We start from the raw sequence: 17,293 nt of genomic DNA, 5'->3' as shown, positions 1-17,293 counted from the left end.
TCAATTCATGAAGGTGGTAGTTGCAACAGTATTGATATTAGTTGTATTCTTCACTTCTTCTTTAGTTTTGAATCAGTATATAGAAAGAAGTGCAAAAGAACTAACGGATATGATACAAAAATTGGAGGCAGCTGTTCAGGAAGAAAGCTGGGAAGAAGGTCAAATGCACATGGAAAAGGTTGTAGAGCAGTGGCATGAGACAAGAAGCATGTGGCAAACATTTTTAGAGCACTATGAAATTGATGTTATAGATATTGTATTAGCAAAAGTGGAGAAGTATGTAACAATTGAAGAGCGAGCATTAGCCTTAGGTGGGATTGCGGAACTTGAACTTTTGATAGAACATGTGATAGGTAAGGGAGAATTTAAATTAACCAATATTTTATAAAACTACATTCATATGAAAGTAGGGCATATTTTTTTATGGATAGGAATACCAGTATTTACTTGTGGATAAGTGATAGGGATTATCGTATCATAGATTATGTAAACTTAGATATACTACAATTTAGGAAGGAGTTTACTGTCTATGAAAAAAATATTGCGCTTCGCAATCGTGATGATGGCGGTGTTGGTATGGATACCCTCTTTTGCTGAAGCGGCTCAGGTACACAGAGTATCTAGCGGAGAAACGTTATTTCTTATTGCTGAAAAACATGGAATTACTGTGGAAGAATTAATACAGAAAAATGGCTATCTAAGAAATCCTAATCAGATTTCTGTAGGACAAGTGTTGATTGTGCCCAAAAAAGAGATGCAAAATGCATACATTGTGCAACAAGGAGATACCTTATATAGGATATCACAGAAACTAGGTGTGTCTATGGAGGCGATTGCACAGGAAAATGGTCTAGGGGATTGGAATAGAATTTTTCCAGGAGAAAAACTACAGATTCCGTCACAAGGCAGCAATGTAATGACTAATTTATCAGAAGAGGTTTATGTTGTGCAAAGAGGAGATACCCTATATAGAATAGCTCAAACACTAGGTGTATCTATGGCTGAACTAGCTGAAGCCAACGGTTTGGAAAATTGGAATATGTTGTACGTGGGACAAAGCTTAAAGGTGCCTAAAACAACTCCGCAGCCAGAGCCAGATTTTCAACATTCCACAGCTCAACTAGCTAGAACTTATCCAGAGACCTTTTACTTGAGAGGGTCTGCCAGTACCAATAAAATAGCTTTAACTTTTGATGATGGCCCAAATGAAAAGTATACGAATCAAGTACTACAGGTGCTAAAGCAGCATAATGTTCCAGCTACTTTTTTTGTATTGGGAAGCAAAGTTGAAAAACACCCAGAAATATTAAGACGTATGGTTTCAGAGGGTCACGTAGTTGGCAATCATACATGGATTCATCCAGACCTTCGAAGAGTAACCGAAAACCGTTTAGCAACTGAGATGCAGACAACAGAGGATATCATTTATCAGACCATCGGTTTGAGAACAGCCTTAATGCGTCCACCCTATGGAGCAGTTGCTCCTCAGGTCATAGAAGGATTAAGGGATTTAGATTATAAAGTAATTAACTGGTCTGTTGATTCAGTAGACTGGAGAGATCAAAACATAGATAAAATATTGATCAATACCCTTCCAGATGTAAGGCAAGGTGGCATTTTACTTTTTCATGATGCTGGAGGGGATGGAGAAAGCCGTGCTGCAACAGTGGCAGTACTACCTGAATTGATTCACACACTAAGAGCTCAAGGTTATGAATTTGTAACGGTAGATAAACTGCTGAATCTCCCTGCATATAAATAATGCTTTAAGAAAGCCGCTATCCTTTGATAGGGCTTTCTTTTTTTAAATCTTTTCAGCAAAGTTCTTACCCAACTCAAAGCATTGTTGTAGGGTTTCTTCAGAGGGCGTGAATTTCTTACTTAGGGGTTCAAAAGGCAGTTTAAAGGCCATTTGTTTTAATAGTGCATGGGCCATGTTTAAGCCTTCGCCACTCCATCCATAGGAGCCGAAAACCCCTGCTACTTTACCCATATTGGCCATAGGATCAATAAGAGATAAAAGATCCCACATAGGTTTTACCATGGTCTTATTAATCGTAGGAGAACCTAAAAGAATACCTTTTGATGTATTGACAAAATAATGAATTTTCTCGATACTTTCTTTTTCAGCATCAATGAAGGCTACGTTGACTCCTGCTGCTTCTAAGCCCTCTTTGATTTTTTCGGCCATAATTTCGGTGTTTCTGTAGGCTGAAAGATAAAAAACAGCAACTTGTTTTTGATTTCTTGTTTTCATATCCTCGGTAGACCAGTCTACATATTTTTTTATCACTACCTGTGGATTTTCACTTAAAATAGGACCATGAGAGGTAAGGATCGTATCAATAGATAAATCTCTTATTTTCCCATAAGCATTTAAAACGTGCTGGGCAAAAGGTTCCATAATACACTTATAATAATGTTGTAGAGCATCATTATATTCTGCTTTGTGAATAGTATTAGGGTCGATGGCGGCATAATGTGAACCAAAACAATCACAGGAAAATAAAATGTTATCAGAGGCACTATAGGTAAACATTGTATCAGACCAATGCAAGAAGGGAGCAGTAATAAAGGTTAATTTTCTGCTACCGATGTCTAATACCTCCCCATCTTTTATCACATGACATTTAAACTCTTTGTTAATTTGTTCTTGAAGAAAGATACTGGCTGCTTTTGTACAAAAAACTTCTACATGGGGGTTTATTTCTAAAATATATTTTAAACTGCCGGCATGATCAGGTTCTGTATGTTGAATAACAACATAATCGATTTCTTCAATATTTGTTAAGGTTTTGAGTTTTTCTAAATACTCCTTTTTAAAATTGGCCTTTACAGTATCGATTAAAACCTTTTTTTCATCATCAATAAAGTAAGCGTTATATGTGGAACCGTAAGGGGTTTTCATGATAATGTCGAAGGTTTCTAAATCTGGATCAAGTACGCCTGACCAGTAAACTTTATTTTTAATTTCAAAAACATCCATTCTATGTACCTCCTAAAATATTCACTTAAAGTATGATCTTTAAAAAATACTCATGATAATTCCTATATGCGTCATGCTATTAGTTTGCCTTAAAACTTATTAGGATATTTAAAAACTTTTGAAATTTTTAAGAACTCTATGAAAAAATAGATGTCATAAAGAAAAGAACAATGAGGCACAATAGTAGCAATGAATAAAAAAAAGGAGTGATAAGCTTTGAATTTTAAAAGAGCACAGGAGATCGTAAAATCTCCTAGCCATATTGAGGTACTGCATCAAGGCAGATCTGTATGGATTACAGGGCTAGATGCACAAAACCAAACTGCAGAAATTCAAGAAGGCATTGACATTGCTGCAGATAAAATGGAAGTACCTGTAGATGAATTAATAGAAAATGGCACAATGAAGTAGGTGGATTTTAAAAACCCAGTATTCTTACGTATTTCTATATGCGTTGTGTTTGCTGGGTTTTCTTGTGCATGGAATCTAAAAAATGTAGAACACTTTAAAAAGTGTTCTATTTTTAAAGATTTATTTTAAATAGCTATTGACTTGATATAAAAATATTGATAAAGTAATAACAAAGGAACATATGAACACATATTCATATGTAATAGGGGGAGTGAAATGAAAAAAGATATCGAAATCTGTGAAGTTCAATGTATTCATGAAGAGGATGTAAAGCAAGTAAAAGAAAAAATGTTGGAAGATACTGTGTTAAATGATATGGCAGAATTTTTCAAAGTGTTTGGAGATGTTACTAGAATAAAAATTCTTTCTGCTTTATTTCAAAAGGAAATGTGTGTATGTGATATTGCAGCAGTATTAGATATGAACCAATCCGCTATATCTCATCAATTAAGACTATTAAAGAGCAGGAGATTAGTAAAATTTAGACGGGAGGGAAAAGTGATCTATTATTCCTTAGACGATGCACATATTAAAAAGATTTTCAATGAAGGTTTGCATCACATACAACACAGCTAAGTACAGAATAAAGTAGTTTGCTTAATTTAAGGGGGACAAGATAATGGAAAATTTACAGGCAGTAAAAATGGCGTTGTCAGTAAAACGGGACACCTTTATGGTAAAGGGTCTAGACTGCCCCAGTTGCGCTGGTAAGGTTGAAAAAAGAGTTTTACAAATAGAAGGGGTTCAAGAAGCTATTTTGAATTTTTCTACTTCGAAATTGTATGTAAAGCATCAAGAACAGCAGAATGAGATACTACAAGCCATCAAAGAAACAGGGCATGAAGGGACACTGTTGGAAGGTAGAAGACAAAATACAAAAAAAGGTCAAGAAACCTTATGGTATCAGAACAAAAGGACATTATTAACCTTTATTTCAGGAATTTTTACTTTAGTAGGCTTAATCCTGTCCCTTGCAGTTGGCAATAAGGATGCCTCTATTCCCTTTTTTGCTTTAGCTATGGTTACAGGAGGATATCACATTGCTAAAAGTGGACTTTATGCAGTAAAATCCTTGAGCCTAGATATGAATTTTCTTATGTTAGTGGCAGCTATTGGAGCAGCTTTTCTAGGGGAATGGAGTGAAGGTGCTGCAGTGGTGTTTCTATTTTCTATAGGAAATACCCTACAGGTGTACACTATGGATAAGACTAGAAGGGCCATCTCGCAGCTGATGGAGTTAGCACCAAATGAAGCATTATTAAAGACCTCAAGTGGAGAAGTTACTGTGCCTGTAGAAGAACTATCTATAGGGGATATTGTTATTATAAAGCCAGGTGAAAGAATACCAATTGATGGTACTGTAAACCAGGGGTATTCCTTCGTGAATCAAGCACCTATTACAGGGGAATCCATTCCTGTAGAAAAAATGATGGGAAGTGAAGTTTTTGCTGGAACCATCAATCAACAAGGGTTACTGGAAATTAAAGTGACAAAACTAGTGGAGGATACTACGCTGTCTAAAATCATGAATATGGTAGAGGAAGCTCAAGCGGAAAAGGCACCTTCTCAACAATTTGTTGATAAATTTGCCAAGTACTATACACCTATTGTAGTGCTTTTAGCTGTTGCCATTGCTTTTATCCCTCCACTAATAGGGGGAGGAGATTTTGCTCCATGGATTAAGAAGGCATTGATTTTATTAGTAATTTCTTGTCCCTGTGCTCTTGTTATTTCCACACCAGTTTCTATTGTATCGGCTATTGGTAATGCTTCAAAACAAGGGATTCTTATCAAGGGAGGCATCCATTTAGAAGAGGCGGGAAGAATTAAGGCTATAGCTTTTGATAAAACAGGTACATTAACCCTTGGAAGGCCTTCTGTAATAGACGTAGAAATCCTAAGGGAAAAAGAAGGGGAAGTACCTTTAAGAATTGCTGCTACCTTAGAAAAAGCCTCAGAACATCCTATAGGTAGAGCGATTGTGAAAAAGGCCAGATACAAAGGGATTGTACCGGATGTCTCTTTGGAAGATTTCCAAGCTATAATAGGTCAAGGGGTTAAGGGAAGGGTTCAAGGTAAAAACTATTATTTAGGAAACCCTCGTTTATTCCAAGAAAACAAAATAAGTTTAGAGGCAGCTCAAGGGAAGATAGAAGACTACCAAAAAGAAGGTAAAACTGTCGTATTGTTGGGGGATGATACAGATATTATTTGTATCATTACCGTAGCAGACGAAATTCGAGACATGAGTAAGACCGCTATTGAAGGCTTAAAAGAAGCAGGAATTGAAAGTACTATTATGCTTACAGGAGATCATCATACTACTGCAAAAACGGTAGCAGAAGCCATAGGGATACAAGAATTTAAAAGTGAACTATTACCTGAGAATAAGTTAGAGGCGGTAAAAGAGCTGATTCAGAAGTATGATAAAGTAGCTATGGTAGGAGATGGTATAAATGATACTCCAGCCTTAGCAACAGCTTCGGTAGGAATTGCTATGGGGGCGGCAGGAACAGATGCTGCACTAGAAACCGCAGATATCGCTTTAATGGGGGATGACCTCAATAAGCTGGCTTATGTAGTCATGCTAAGCCGTAAAACCTTAAAAATTATTACGCAAAATATTATTTTTTCTATTGTAGTGAAAGCGCTTTTTTTAATCTTAACCTTTATGGGAAGAGCTAATCTATGGATGGCAGTTTTTGCTGATACAGGAGCCTCTATCATTGTTATACTAAACGGAATGAGACTATTGAAAAACAAGTCCATATAGTAGGGTCAAAGAGATGTATTCTTTCAGTGGAAGAATATATCTCTTTTTATTTATGAATCTATGGACAAAGGACTATTGATATTTAATTTCATATAAAAAATATTATCAAATTTAAGCTTTAGGTGTTTTAAAACATTTTTTTGGGAAATATATAAATTGAGAAGCAAAAGAATAAAAATTCAAGTGAAGAACTTATTAGGTATAGGAGGTATTCTAATGGCGGAAAGATTAGTAGGTGTACAAGCACCTTATTTTGAAATGAAAACTGTGGATGGAGAAGGAAAAGAGTTTGGGAAAGTAACACTGGATCAATATACAGGTAAGTGGTTAGTGATGTTTTTCTATCCTCTAGACTTCACCTTTGTTTGCCCTACAGAAATTACAGGATTTAGCAAAAAAATTGAAGGCTTTAAGAAATTGAATGCTGAAGTTTTGGGTGTAAGCACAGACAGTGAACACTCCCATAAAGCTTGGATTAATACAGTGCAGGAACAAGGTGGACTAGGAAAACTAGCTTTTCCACTGGCATCTGATATGACACAAAAAGTAGCCAGAGATTATGGGGTGCTAATTGAAGAAGAAGGTATTGCTTTAAGAGGGTTATTTATTATTGATCCTGAAGGGATTTTGAGATATTCAGTAGTGCATGATCTAAATGTTGGAAGAAGCGTAGATGAAACCTTAAGAGTTTTACAAGCCCTACAATCTGGAGGATTATGTCCTATTGATTGGGAGCCAGGGGATGAACATCTAGAAGTATAAATAAAAGAGCAAGAGGTCGTAGCTAGTACCCCTCTTGCTTTTGTTTTGCCTAAATAAACTATAATGTAGCAGCTTTTTCTATTAATTTAGCCCCTAAGGCGTAAGCCTCCTGTAGCATTTTTTCATCCTCCATAATAGGTTGCTGGTCTACATTAGGTACGAAGAGATTTCCTTCATGACTTGTGTTAATAGACTTAAAGAAAAGCTCCATAACTGGTAGGGTGGCATCAAAAAGATGGGGTTCATCAGGCATACCAGCGGTACAAATAAAGTAGCCTAAACGAGACTTTTCTTTGTTAATTAAAGAATCATTTAATATGTATTTGCTGGACCATATCGCTTGGTTTCGATCAATGATAGCTTTTAGCTGAGAACTAACACTGCAGAAGTATAAAGGAGAAGAGATGATAACAATATCAGCTTCATCAAATTTGGTGTAAAGGCTATTCATATCATCCTTTATTACACATCCTTTTTTTCTTCCGCATCCTTCACAGGCTGTGCAGGATGCTATCTGCATTTTATTTGCATAGAGTTTTTCTATAGATGCGGAAACCTCTTTGTAGTCTGCAATCCCTTTTAGCATATGTTCTACTAGTGTATCATTATTTTTCCCTTTTCTAGGACTACCTACAATTGCCAAAACTTTTAACATCGTATCCCTCCTAAATTTATAGTGGTTTAAAGTAGTTACTATACTTTTTGGTATGATACTATTTTATCATGAAAAAATATGAATCTATAGAATTTTTTAATGTCAGCAGGAATTATGCAGCAAAGTTGCGAAAGAATACAGTATATATCTTTTTCTATAACAATATGTATATAGAAAGATAAATAAAATAAATGCATAAAAGAGAGGCTAAAAAATGAAAAAGATAAATATTAAAGGTTTAATAGAATTTCTTATACTATTTGGCTTTACCTGCTTCATGTATTATCTACTAAGCACGGATAAAATTGCACATTATGTTCCTTCTACAATGATAAAGCATGTTGTTTTTTATTTATTTATATTGGCGATGTTAACAACAGCTCAGATAAAAAAAGTATTTGCTCAGAAAGACAAAATAAAGCTTGGCTATAGTATTGCTGTTATTCCTGTTTTGTTGATTTTTACCATAGGGAATCAAAGCATAGACAATGATTTTTCACAAAAAAACCATGTAGATATTGGTTATGGAGAAGTCTATCAACAAAACTTTGAAAACCAAACAACAAATTATCTTCTCCCACAAGGAAAGATTTCTATAGAAACATCAAACTATATAGAAACACTAACACAAATTTTTTATTATCTAGATCAACATCATGGAAGAGAGATTGAATTCGAAGGCTTCATTCATGATAAAGCACATTACGGGGAACATCAATTTATTGTGGCTAGGAAGGTAGTGACTTGTTGCATTGATGATGCAGAAACCTTAGGTTTACTCTGTTACTGGGATAAGGAAGCGGAACTTAAAAAGGATACTTGGGTAAAGGTAAAAGGGGTATTACAGTCTACTAATTACTATGATGAAGCAGTAGATAAGAACTTAACTCTTCCTATAGTTATTGTAGAGGAACTAATAGAAACTGAAGCACTAGATAATCCTTACATATATAATTAGTTTCATGAAAAAGGTACAAAGAAGAGGATTGAGCAACCATACATATATTCTTATACGTATGGTTGCTGTTTTTTGTACTTTGAATCTGCGAATCTGCTGATTTTTGAATATTTATAGTTTGTTGAGCGTCTTTAATGAAAAAGAGCCCAAAGAGCCGTATTGATTTCAAACCAATAGAGAATAAGTCCAAAAATAAGTGCTGGAATCGTGGTAATAATGGTGGCCCAAACGGCAGAGGGGCGATCAATAGCGATTAAAGGCAGCAATGCATCTCCATCTTGAGAAATAGCATTGGCGAAGAGGGCTGCAAAAGGAATTAGACCTCTAGTGAATAATGCCACAAATATAATTTGAGGACCACAGCCTGGAATAAGGCCAATAGCTGCTCCTATAAAAACTGATAAAATGCCAGTGGCTAGTAAAGTAGTTTCAATCAAATTTTCCCCAACCGCATAATCTCCTCCACCAATAGCCAGTACTAAAAGTTCATAGGCTAAAAATCCAACAAACACCCAGGTTACAACAAAAGCAGTATCCTGTGCATTGTGAATAATCGTTTCTTTTAAGGACATAATCTTTAGTTCTGTTTCTTCATGGGTATCATCCCCCAAAAACTTTTTACTCATCAACATCATAGTAATTGAAAAAATAGTTCCTAAGATGCCTATTACTAGTCCTAAATTAGGAATAAACAATTCATTTATATCCACTTGCCATAGCAAAGCTATACTAAAGGGCAGAGCGACAGACAGTAAAAGCCAGTAAAGATAGAAGCTATTATGGGTAAATTTATAACCTAGTGTATCATGATTTTGATGCCCCTTTAACTTATGGTGTAGCAATAAGTCGATTTCATCACCTTCTATGTGACCTATATGTTCAATAAAATCAGTTTTGCATCCTGACATACGTTGACACTCATAGTGTAAAAGGGCATGATCCACATCTTGATGAGATTTGTCAACCTCTTCTTTACTCTTTTTCCTTGCCTTATACTTGGACAAGATATTAGATCCTATATCTGTAGTATCTACAATATAACCAGTAATAATTGCAACGAGAAAAGATAAAAAGCTAACCACAATATATGCTGTAGGGTGACTAGCAATCAATACAAAGGCAGAGTCTCCCATTGTGGCTACCAAAGTAGCCACAACTGTTCCAAAGGTTACTGCCTCTTTAAAAAATAGCGGCATAACAAAAATAGCACCACCACAACCAGGTGTCAGGCCTAATAAAGCACCTAATACAGGCTGCCACTTTTTAGATCTTTCTATAGAGCCAATAAAATCTCCAGCCTTTTTATAGTTGATATAACCAAACAACAATAGGACAAAACCTACAAAAACACCTACTTCTAAAAAAGCAGCTTCAGCACTATCTAAAATAAGCTCCAAAATTACTTCAAGCAATAAAACCACCTCCTGTTTTCACTTGTGCTTTTTATACCCTCCTTATGGAAAATATAACAACAAGATTATTTTCGCCTTTGCTGGCGGACATAATCTTTAATTTCTTCCTCTTGATGGATTTCGGAGGTAATCTCCCAGTGAATAACGAAGGTTAAAACGACTCTTAAAATTATTATCATTCCTAACACTTTGATTTCATCCATGGTGCGAACCAAGATGGTTCTTAAGATCTCTCCTCCTAATTTAAATTCAAGACCCAGTGCTAAACCTTTGGCTATTTCAATTTTGATGCAGGTATCGTTGAATTTTAACCTTTCGCCTATGTACTTTATAAATCCTCTTACAGCTGAATAAGTAATGATGAATATCCCTATCAACTCTAGCGTATATATAACATAAGTAACAATTTCGTGAATATAGTGCTCGAACATAATATACCATGCCTCCTATAATAAACTTTAAGCAAATGTTTACTTTGACCTCAAGTTATAGATGTGTGCTTCTAAAGTTAAACTTTAATATACACGGTCTACGGTTTCACCAAAGCATGGGCTGTAAATGTAGCCCTTAATATATTAAAATTTGGAGGTACATATCTATAAAGAATTACATGTATAGTATGTCCCATATTTGACATAGAAATAGAAAAACCCCATTAATAAGATAATGGGATTTTGATAAACTTTATGATAATAATCGAGTTAAGCCTAAGATCACTAATATAAAACCTGGTATAAAAGATGTTTTTTCCTTTAAACGAGAAGCTATATAGTTTTTACCTACAAATATACCTGACAGTAGAAAAACTAAATTCATTATAGCTACTAAAAATAAGGTAAATACAATGATAGAAACAGAGGAAAGAGAAACTGCAATGCCTATAGCTAAAGAATCGATAGCTAAAGCTATTCCTAATAAAACCGCTTCCTTTGTATCAATTATTCCAGAGATGTCTAAGTCGGCTTTTGAAGGATCCCGTAATATATTAATAGCGATTCCTAAGGAATTAATACTGATGACGGCAATAGAAGTTGGCTGGGGAAGCTTTTCTTTAGGGTACTTATAATTTAGCCAACTTTGAGTAATGAACCAAAGACCAATGATAACCAAAATTCCTGCTCCTATTAACTCAGTAACAAAGGCAGGTACTAGCTGTGTTAAAAGATTTCCCATAAAAAACCCAAAGCTCAAAAGAATTACTGATATACAATCCAGTATAATTAAAGAGCGTAAAGGGACTTTAATATTTTTAATACCATAAGCAATACCTACGCTTAAACTATCCATGCTAATGGCTATTGCAATTAAAAGACCTTCTATCATCAAATCCCTCCTTAAATACATAGCCTTTTAATCATTTTATGTAAATGGAAATCAGTGGTGACAAAATTTTAGTGATAAAGTATGCTCTTAAGACTTGTAAGGGATTTCAAGATGTGATATTATAACGTTAAAAATAATATCGTTTATACTTTCAGGGCAGGGTGAAATTCCCGACCGGCGGTAACGTTTTATACGAAGCCCGCGAGCCTTTTTGGCTGATCTGGTGAAACTCCAGAGCCGACAGTACAGTCTGGATGAGAGAAAGTAATTTTAATTGTAATATCAATATACAATTCTCGTTTAATATCATTAGCGTCAAGTTAAACCATAATTTGTCATCTTGAGGGAAGCAAAGCGGAGTCGAAGGATGACGTTTGGAGAGAATTTTGGTAATAACTGTGTTAAGTTAACGTCTATGATTTATGTATATTAATATTACAATTAAAACAATAGTGAAAAATGCCCTAAGTATCATCTTAGGGCATTTTGCTTTTTTGTAATTTGTATTTGTTTTACTTTGTATAGGATTATAGTTTCTTACAGATTATAAGAAAAATGGAGGTGACGTTATGGATCAACAATATATGCAGCAGGCTCTTAACTTAGCGAAACTAGGCTGGGGAAAAACTAGACCTAATCCTTTAGTAGGCGCAGTAATTACAAAAAATGGTGAAGTTATAGCAGAAGGTTATCATCATTATTATGGTGGAGATCATGCAGAAGTAGATGCATTAAAGAAAATAAACTTTTCAGCTGAAGGAGCCACCATGTATGTTAATCTAGAGCCTTGTTCACATTATGGTAAAACGCCTCCTTGTGTTGAAGCTATCATTAAAAGCAAAATTAAAAAAGTGGTAGTTGCATTAGAAGATCCTAATCCTAAGGTAGCAGGCAATGGAATAAAAATTCTAAAAAATCATGGCATAGAAGTTGTTGTAGGAATTTTACAGGAAGAGGCTATCAAATTAAACGAAATATTTATTAAATATATCCTCACACAACAACCTTTTTGTATATTAAAGACCGCTATGACATTAGATGGGAAGATAGCAAGTCATCAGGGAGACTCTAAATGGATTACATCAGAAGATGCAAGAGAGCATGTTCATCATATAAGAGATCGAGTAGCTGGAATTATGGTAGGAATTTCTACTGTTTTAAAGGACAACCCTCAACTAAACACAAGAATTGCTAATAGGGAAGTCAGTCACCCTATAAGAATTATTGTAGATAGCACATTAAGAATACCTATTGATACAAATGTGATAAAAACTTCAAGTGATTATCCAACAATCGTAGCTACTACAGAAAAGGCATCCAAAGCAAAGATCCATCAACTACAGGATTTAGGGGTAGAGGTGCTAGTAGTGGGTCAGGAGGAAGGGAAAGTTAACCTTAAAGATTTAATGGTAAAGTTAGGAGAAAAAAAAGTTGACAGTATTCTTTTGGAGGGGGGAGGAACCTTAAATTATGCTGCACTTGAAAGTGATATTGTGGACAAGGTACTATGTTTTATTGCTCCAAAAATTATAGGTGGAAAGAATGCGATTACTTCTGTAGAAGGTGAGGGAAAGCACTTAATAAAAGATGCTTTTACAGTGGAGAATTTGTCTATTCATAAATTCCGCAAAGATATATTAATCGAAGGTTATGTTAGAAAGGGATGAAGTAGATGTTTACAGGTATTGTTGAAGAAATTGGTAAAATTAGAGCTCTACATAAAAGTGAAGATGGAGCCAGTATTGTTATAGAAGGAAAAAAAGTGCTTCAGGATGTAAAACTAGGAGATAGTATAGCTACCAATGGAGTATGTTTGACTGTAAATTACTTTGACAGTATCAGTTTTCGTGTAGACGTTATGGCAGAAACAATGAGACGAAGCAATTTAGGGGCCTTGCAAGTGGGGAGTCCAGTGAATTTAGAAAGGGCTCTTGCTATAGGAGATCGGCTAGGCGGCCACCTTGTTAGTGGACATATTGATGGGGTAGGGAGAATTAGCCACTATGAAAGAGAAGGCAACGCTATATGGGTGACGATTGATACTGATAAAGATTTGTTAAAATATATTATTTTAAAGGGTTCCATTGCAATAGATGGTACAAGTCTTACAGTAGCTTATGTGGAGGATCGTTGCTTTAAGGTTTCTATTATACCTCATACTCGAGATGAAACCATATTGGTTGATAAAGCTATAGGAGAAACGGTAAACCTTGAGTGCGATATGATTGGGAAGTATATAGAGAGACTTATGACCTTTGGAGAGAGTAGAAGAGAAAAAAAGGATATTTCTTTGGACTTTTTAGCTGAACATGGATTTATTAGATAAAGGAGGATATAGAAAATGCAATTTCAATTTAATACGATAGAAGAGGCATTAGAAGATATAAGAAACGGTAAAATGATTGTGGTAGTAGATGATGAAGATAGAGAAAACGAAGGGGATTTAGTGGCAGCAGCTGAGCTTACTACATCAGAAACTATTAATTTCATGGCAAAGTATGGTAGAGGATTAATTTGTTTACCTATGTTGGAAGAAAAACTAATTAGCTTACAATTACCCCAGATGGTTCAAAACAACACTGATGCTCATGGAACCGCCTTTACGATTTCTATAGACGCAGTAGAAACTACAACAGGAATTTCTGCTCAGGAGAGGGCGATGACAGTCCAAAGAGCCGTAGCTTCCGATGCAAAACCTGAAGATTTCAAAAAACCAGGGCATATCTTCCCGCTGGCAGCTAAGAAAGGTGGTGTATTAGCTAGGACTGGTCATACAGAGGCAGCCGTGGATCTAGCCAAATTAGCTGGATTAAAACCATCAGGAGTTATTTGTGAAATAATGAATGAAGATGGTAGTATGGCTAGAGTTCCAGAACTTATGGAATTTGTAGAAAAGCATAATATGAAAATCATTACTATTGCTGATTTAGTTGCTTATAGAAGAAAAAATGAGGAACTGATAAAAAGAGTTACTGAAGCAAATATGCCAACGAAGCATGGAGACTTCAAAATCATTGGCTACGAAAACAGTATGAATAAAGAGCATCATATAGCTTTAGTAAAAGGTGATGTTTCAGGAGATGAGCCTATATTAGTAAGAGTACACTCAGAGTGTTTAACAGGAGACGCCTTCAGTTCTTTGCGTTGTGACTGTGGAGAACAATTTGCAATGGCTATGGCAAAAATTAATGAAGCCGGTAAAGGTGTACTATTGTACATGCGTCAAGAGGGAAGGGGGATTGGCTTAATAAATAAGTTAAAGGCCTATGAATTGCAGGATCAAGGGTATGATACAGTGGAAGCAAATCTTGCCCTTGGTTTTCCAGAGGACATGAGGGAGTATGGCATAGGGGCCCAAATTTTAAAAGATATAGGTGTTAAGAAAATCAAATTGATGACCAATAACCCCAGAAAGCTAGTTGGACTATCTGGTTATGACTTAGAAATTGTAGAAAGAGTTCCTATCCAAATGAACCATAATGAAAGAAATGCTTATTACCTCAAAACAAAACAGGAAAAGTTAGGACATTTATTAAAAATCAAGGAGGAAGAATAGAAAATGAAAACCTTTGAAGGAAAACTTACCAGCAAAGATTTGAAATTTGGCATTGTTATTGGCAGATTTAATGAATTTATAGGAAGCAAGTTATTGGATGGTGCTTTAGATGCTATAAGAAGGCACGGAGGAGAAGAGGAAAATATAAGTATTTGCTGGGTGCCAGGGGCTTTTGAGATTCCATTAGCCGCAAAGAAAATGGCAAAGTCCCAAAACTATGATGCAGTTATTTGCCTTGGTGCTGTTATTAGGGGAGCGACACCTCACTTTGACTTTGTAGCCAATGAAGTAGCTAAAGGAGTAGCTCATGTGGGGTTAGAACTAGAGGTTCCTATTATATTCGGTGTACTGACAACAGATACGATAGAACAGGCCATAGAAAGAGCCGGAACAAAAGCTGGTAATAAAGGATTTGAGGCAGCAGTAACGGCTATTGAAATGGTTAACTTATTTAAAACTATAGACTAGTGCATAAAGGGGTGCTGAGCTTGTCTTAAGCACCTCTTCTACCATTTTACAACAATCGACTATATTTAGTTGAATTTCTTGCAACAATAACATATAATAGTATTGACAAATATATAACCATTTTTATGCAATTATTCTAATTAATCTGAATCTTTACTTGTAAGCAATATTAAAGTAGACACTACAGTGGATATTACAGTAGTAAAGGTAGAATACTTATCAGAATATAGGTGATTTCGATAAGTATTGCAGAAAACGTTTCGAAAGGAATTGTTAAAAAAAAGACAAGCGAAAGAAGTTTATAATCGGAAAGAAGGGGGAAGAATTATGGACAAATCAGTAGAACTGAAAGTTCAGACAAATGAGGGAAATAGTCAGGGGATGGCAGCTCAGAAGGCAGTAGTTGATGAAAAAGTTAAATATGGCGTGGTGAGCATCTATGCAGTTCTAGTTTTATTATCGGCTTTTGCTTTTAACAGCCCTTATGAAATTATTACGGGCATGAGAAGTATCATAGTAGCACCTAGTATACTAGTCACGGATTATATGGCAGTCGGCAATATAGGAGCCGCTTTGTTTAATGCTGGGCTACTAATGATTATAGCAATTGCTATTGCTAAATTTAATGAAGTTAATATGAATGGTCCTGTTATTGCAGCGATTCTAACAATAGGGGGATTCGCCCTTTTTGGTAAGAATATCTACAATATTTGGGCAATATTTCTAGGCGTTTATTTACATGCTGTTGTGAAAAAAGAAAAGTTTAGTAAATTTATTTTGATGGCTTTCTTTGGTACTGCTCTAGGACCACTGATTAGTCAAGCTACCTTCGGTTTTGGCTTTTCTCCAGTAAAAGCAGTAGTGCTTGCTAATGTTGTTGGAGTGATAGCAGGATATGTATTGCCTCCACTAGGCACTCACTTTGTTAAATTCCATCAAGGTTTTAACCTTTATAATATTGGGTTTACCGCAGGTATAATAGGTACTTTCTTTATGGCTATATTTAGAGCCTTTGGCCTTCAGAATGAAAGTACTTTGATTGTACTACAAGGATACAATAATGTTTTTGGGGTTTACTTGATTGTGTTATTTGGATCTATGACATTAGTAGGCTTGCTATTTAACAACAAAACTTTTCAGGGATATAAAAAGTTAACTGCACAATCAGGAAGAGCAGTAGCGGACTTTGTTTCTTCTGACGGATTTGGTGTAACGCTTATCAATATGGGTATAATAGGAGTAATGACAACACTGTATGTAATTTTGGTAAAAGGAGAGCTAAATGGTCCGACTATTGGCGGGGTGTTTACTGTAGTTGGATTTGGTGCCTTTGGTAAGCATGCTAAAAATATATTGCCTATATTAATAGGGGTATACCTGTTTTCTCTACTTAACATATGGGATGCAAATGCTACTGGAGCGTTACTGGCAGCTTTGTTTGGAACTACTTTAGCACCTATAGCAGGACAGTTTGGTTGGATAAGTGGAATTATTGCTGGATTTTTACACATGGCAATGGTAATGAATGTTGGTTACCTGCACGGTGGAATGAATCTATATAATAATGGATTTGCTGGAGGAATCGTAGCAGCAGCTCTTGTACCAGTGCTAGAGTCATTTAAAAGCAACAAGGAGGAATAGTCTTTGTCCAATGACAAGATGAGAGCAATAAAAATTGTAGATGAATTGATGTGTTTTTTCTTTAATATTGATATAACAAAATTAAAGATAGATTTTGATTATGAAGAAAAAAGTCAAATAAAAGTAAGTCTACAGGGGGATTGCTCTAACCCACCTAAAGAAAAACTACAAGAACTAGAGGAAATATTAAACGCTCCTCGCCAAGATGTGCTAGAAGATTACTACTGGGAGTTGGTGGGAGAGAATGATAACTACGATGAATTGACATTACTAGGAGCTTTAGTTGATGGTGGGGATATTAAGTACAATAATAATAAATTAAGGATAACTGTCTATAGAAAAAACTAA

Annotated in this window: 18 protein-coding genes and 1 riboswitch; of the genes, 13 read left to right on the top strand and 5 right to left on the bottom strand. The window is 35.5% G+C overall.

Going from position 1 to position 17,293, the window contains the following annotated elements:
• Window positions 1-7 precede the first annotated feature (7 nt).
• Complete coding sequence (locus CACET_RS17205) at window positions 8-388, top strand: DUF4363 family protein (RefSeq protein ID WP_044824379.1); 381 nt, start codon at window positions 8-10, stop codon at window positions 386-388.
• A gap of 141 nt (window positions 389-529) precedes the next feature.
• A complete protein-coding gene (locus tag CACET_RS19645) occupies window positions 530-1,762 on the top strand; it encodes a LysM peptidoglycan-binding domain-containing protein (protein WP_052661328.1) in 1,233 nt (410 codons plus the stop codon).
• 42 nt (window positions 1,763-1,804) lie between these two features.
• Here CACET_RS19645 and CACET_RS17195 read toward each other — a convergent pair whose 3' ends face one another.
• The gene (locus tag CACET_RS17195; protein ID WP_044824378.1) at window positions 1,805-2,986 is read right to left on the bottom strand and encodes an FprA family A-type flavoprotein; all 1,182 of its coding nucleotides are present in this window, start codon (window positions 2,984-2,986) and stop codon (window positions 1,805-1,807) included.
• Window positions 2,987-3,202: 216 nt separating this feature from the next.
• On the opposite strand from CACET_RS17195, the gene CACET_RS17190 reads away from it, so the two are divergent.
• The 4 genes from CACET_RS17190 (at window position 3,203) to CACET_RS17175 (ending at window position 6,932) form a co-directional block, all read left to right on the top strand.
• Complete coding sequence (locus tag CACET_RS17190; protein WP_044824377.1) at window positions 3,203-3,397, top strand: H-type small acid-soluble spore protein; 195 nt, start codon at window positions 3,203-3,205, stop codon at window positions 3,395-3,397.
• Window positions 3,398-3,613: 216 nt separating this feature from the next.
• Entirely contained in the window at window positions 3,614-3,973 is a 360-nt protein-coding gene (locus CACET_RS17185) for an ArsR/SmtB family transcription factor (RefSeq protein WP_044824376.1), read from the top strand.
• A 43-nt stretch (window positions 3,974-4,016) separates the two neighbouring features.
• Window positions 4,017-6,170 carry a heavy metal translocating P-type ATPase gene (locus CACET_RS17180; RefSeq protein ID WP_144414800.1) on the top strand — a complete coding sequence of 718 codons (2,154 nt, stop codon included), beginning with the start codon at window positions 4,017-4,019 and terminating at the stop codon, window positions 6,168-6,170.
• Window positions 6,171-6,386: 216 nt separating this feature from the next.
• Window positions 6,387-6,932, top strand: a complete 546-nt coding sequence (locus CACET_RS17175) for a peroxiredoxin (RefSeq protein ID WP_044824375.1) — start codon at window positions 6,387-6,389, stop codon at window positions 6,930-6,932.
• A 58-nt stretch (window positions 6,933-6,990) separates the two neighbouring features.
• On the opposite strand, the gene CACET_RS17170 is transcribed toward CACET_RS17175, so the two are convergent.
• A complete protein-coding gene (locus CACET_RS17170; RefSeq protein ID WP_044824374.1) occupies window positions 6,991-7,587 on the bottom strand; it encodes a flavodoxin family protein in 597 nt (198 codons plus the stop codon).
• A gap of 214 nt (window positions 7,588-7,801) precedes the next feature.
• On the opposite strand from CACET_RS17170, the gene CACET_RS17165 reads away from it, so the two are divergent.
• A complete protein-coding gene (locus CACET_RS17165; protein WP_044824373.1) occupies window positions 7,802-8,545 on the top strand; it encodes a TIGR03943 family putative permease subunit in 744 nt (247 codons plus the stop codon).
• Between the two features lie 131 nt (window positions 8,546-8,676).
• Here CACET_RS17165 and CACET_RS17160 read toward each other — a convergent pair whose 3' ends face one another.
• The 3 genes from CACET_RS17160 to ytaF all read right to left on the bottom strand — a co-directional run bounded on the left by CACET_RS17160 (window position 8,677) and on the right by ytaF (window position 11,280).
• Window positions 8,677-9,957, bottom strand: coding sequence for a putative manganese transporter (locus tag CACET_RS17160; RefSeq protein WP_044824372.1), 1,281 nt, complete (start codon window positions 9,955-9,957; stop codon window positions 8,677-8,679).
• A gap of 65 nt (window positions 9,958-10,022) precedes the next feature.
• Window positions 10,023-10,388, bottom strand: a complete 366-nt coding sequence (locus CACET_RS17155; protein ID WP_044824371.1) for a DUF1622 domain-containing protein — start codon at window positions 10,386-10,388, stop codon at window positions 10,023-10,025.
• A gap of 253 nt (window positions 10,389-10,641) precedes the next feature.
• On the bottom strand, window positions 10,642-11,280 hold the full coding sequence (gene ytaF / locus CACET_RS17150; RefSeq protein WP_044824370.1) for a sporulation membrane protein YtaF: 639 nt from the start codon (window positions 11,278-11,280) through the stop codon (window positions 10,642-10,644).
• A gap of 143 nt (window positions 11,281-11,423) precedes the next feature.
• Window positions 11,424-11,550: riboswitch (FMN riboswitch) on the top strand.
• Window positions 11,551-11,849: 299 nt separating this feature from the next.
• Between ytaF and ribD the strand changes: the two genes are divergently transcribed.
• The 6 genes from ribD to CACET_RS17120 all read left to right on the top strand — a co-directional run bounded on the left by ribD (window position 11,850) and on the right by CACET_RS17120 (window position 17,293).
• Window positions 11,850-12,947, top strand: coding sequence for a bifunctional diaminohydroxyphosphoribosylaminopyrimidine deaminase/5-amino-6-(5-phosphoribosylamino)uracil reductase RibD (gene ribD / locus CACET_RS17145; RefSeq protein ID WP_044824369.1), 1,098 nt, complete (start codon window positions 11,850-11,852; stop codon window positions 12,945-12,947).
• 5 nt (window positions 12,948-12,952) lie between these two features.
• Window positions 12,953-13,606 (top strand): riboflavin synthase, encoded by a 654-nt coding sequence (ribE, locus tag CACET_RS17140; RefSeq protein ID WP_044824368.1) that lies wholly within the window; start codon window positions 12,953-12,955, stop codon window positions 13,604-13,606.
• A 15-nt stretch (window positions 13,607-13,621) separates the two neighbouring features.
• On the top strand, window positions 13,622-14,836 hold the full coding sequence (locus CACET_RS17135; RefSeq protein WP_044824367.1) for a bifunctional 3,4-dihydroxy-2-butanone-4-phosphate synthase/GTP cyclohydrolase II: 1,215 nt from the start codon (window positions 13,622-13,624) through the stop codon (window positions 14,834-14,836).
• Window positions 14,837-14,839: 3 nt separating this feature from the next.
• Entirely contained in the window at window positions 14,840-15,304 is a 465-nt protein-coding gene (gene ribH, locus CACET_RS17130; RefSeq protein WP_044824366.1) for a 6,7-dimethyl-8-ribityllumazine synthase, read from the top strand.
• Between the two features lie 327 nt (window positions 15,305-15,631).
• The gene (locus CACET_RS17125; RefSeq protein WP_082058159.1) at window positions 15,632-16,945 is read left to right on the top strand and encodes a DUF1576 domain-containing protein; all 1,314 of its coding nucleotides are present in this window, start codon (window positions 15,632-15,634) and stop codon (window positions 16,943-16,945) included.
• 3 nt (window positions 16,946-16,948) lie between these two features.
• On the top strand, window positions 16,949-17,293 hold the full coding sequence (locus CACET_RS17120) for a hypothetical protein (protein WP_044824365.1): 345 nt from the start codon (window positions 16,949-16,951) through the stop codon (window positions 17,291-17,293).

It is taken from the genome of Clostridium aceticum, assembly GCF_001042715.1.
Taxonomy (GTDB): Bacteria; Bacillota; Clostridia; order Peptostreptococcales; family Natronincolaceae; genus Andreesenella; species Andreesenella acetica.
The sequence above is the reverse complement of the archived record's forward strand: the minus strand, read 5'-3'. Positions and strand labels throughout refer to the sequence as shown.

Excerpts from the sequence above, each read along its gene's own strand:
- CACET_RS17205 (WP_044824379.1), top strand. The coding sequence starts at position 8 with ATGAAGGTGGTAGTTGCAACAGTATTGATATTAGTTGTATTCTTCACT.
- CACET_RS19645 (WP_052661328.1), top strand. The coding sequence starts at position 530 with ATGAAAAAAATATTGCGCTTCGCAATCGTGATGATGGCGGTGTTGGTA.
- CACET_RS17195 (WP_044824378.1), bottom strand. The coding sequence starts at position 2,986 with ATGGATGTTTTTGAAATTAAAAATAAAGTTTACTGGTCAGGCGTACTT.
- CACET_RS17185 (WP_044824376.1), top strand. The coding sequence starts at position 3,614 with ATGAAAAAAGATATCGAAATCTGTGAAGTTCAATGTATTCATGAAGAG.
- CACET_RS17180 (WP_144414800.1), top strand. The coding sequence starts at position 4,017 with ATGGAAAATTTACAGGCAGTAAAAATGGCGTTGTCAGTAAAACGGGAC.
- CACET_RS17175 (WP_044824375.1), top strand. The coding sequence starts at position 6,387 with ATGGCGGAAAGATTAGTAGGTGTACAAGCACCTTATTTTGAAATGAAA.
- CACET_RS17170 (WP_044824374.1), bottom strand. The coding sequence starts at position 7,587 with ATGTTAAAAGTTTTGGCAATTGTAGGTAGTCCTAGAAAAGGGAAAAAT.
- CACET_RS17165 (WP_044824373.1), top strand. The coding sequence starts at position 7,802 with ATGAAAAAGATAAATATTAAAGGTTTAATAGAATTTCTTATACTATTT.
- CACET_RS17155 (WP_044824371.1), bottom strand. The coding sequence starts at position 10,388 with ATGTTCGAGCACTATATTCACGAAATTGTTACTTATGTTATATATACG.
- ytaF (WP_044824370.1), bottom strand. The coding sequence starts at position 11,280 with ATGATAGAAGGTCTTTTAATTGCAATAGCCATTAGCATGGATAGTTTA.
- ribD (WP_044824369.1), top strand. The coding sequence starts at position 11,850 with ATGGATCAACAATATATGCAGCAGGCTCTTAACTTAGCGAAACTAGGC.
- ribE (WP_044824368.1), top strand. The coding sequence starts at position 12,953 with ATGTTTACAGGTATTGTTGAAGAAATTGGTAAAATTAGAGCTCTACAT.
- CACET_RS17135 (WP_044824367.1), top strand. The coding sequence starts at position 13,622 with ATGCAATTTCAATTTAATACGATAGAAGAGGCATTAGAAGATATAAGA.
- ribH (WP_044824366.1), top strand. The coding sequence starts at position 14,840 with ATGAAAACCTTTGAAGGAAAACTTACCAGCAAAGATTTGAAATTTGGC.
- CACET_RS17125 (WP_082058159.1), top strand. The coding sequence starts at position 15,632 with ATGGACAAATCAGTAGAACTGAAAGTTCAGACAAATGAGGGAAATAGT.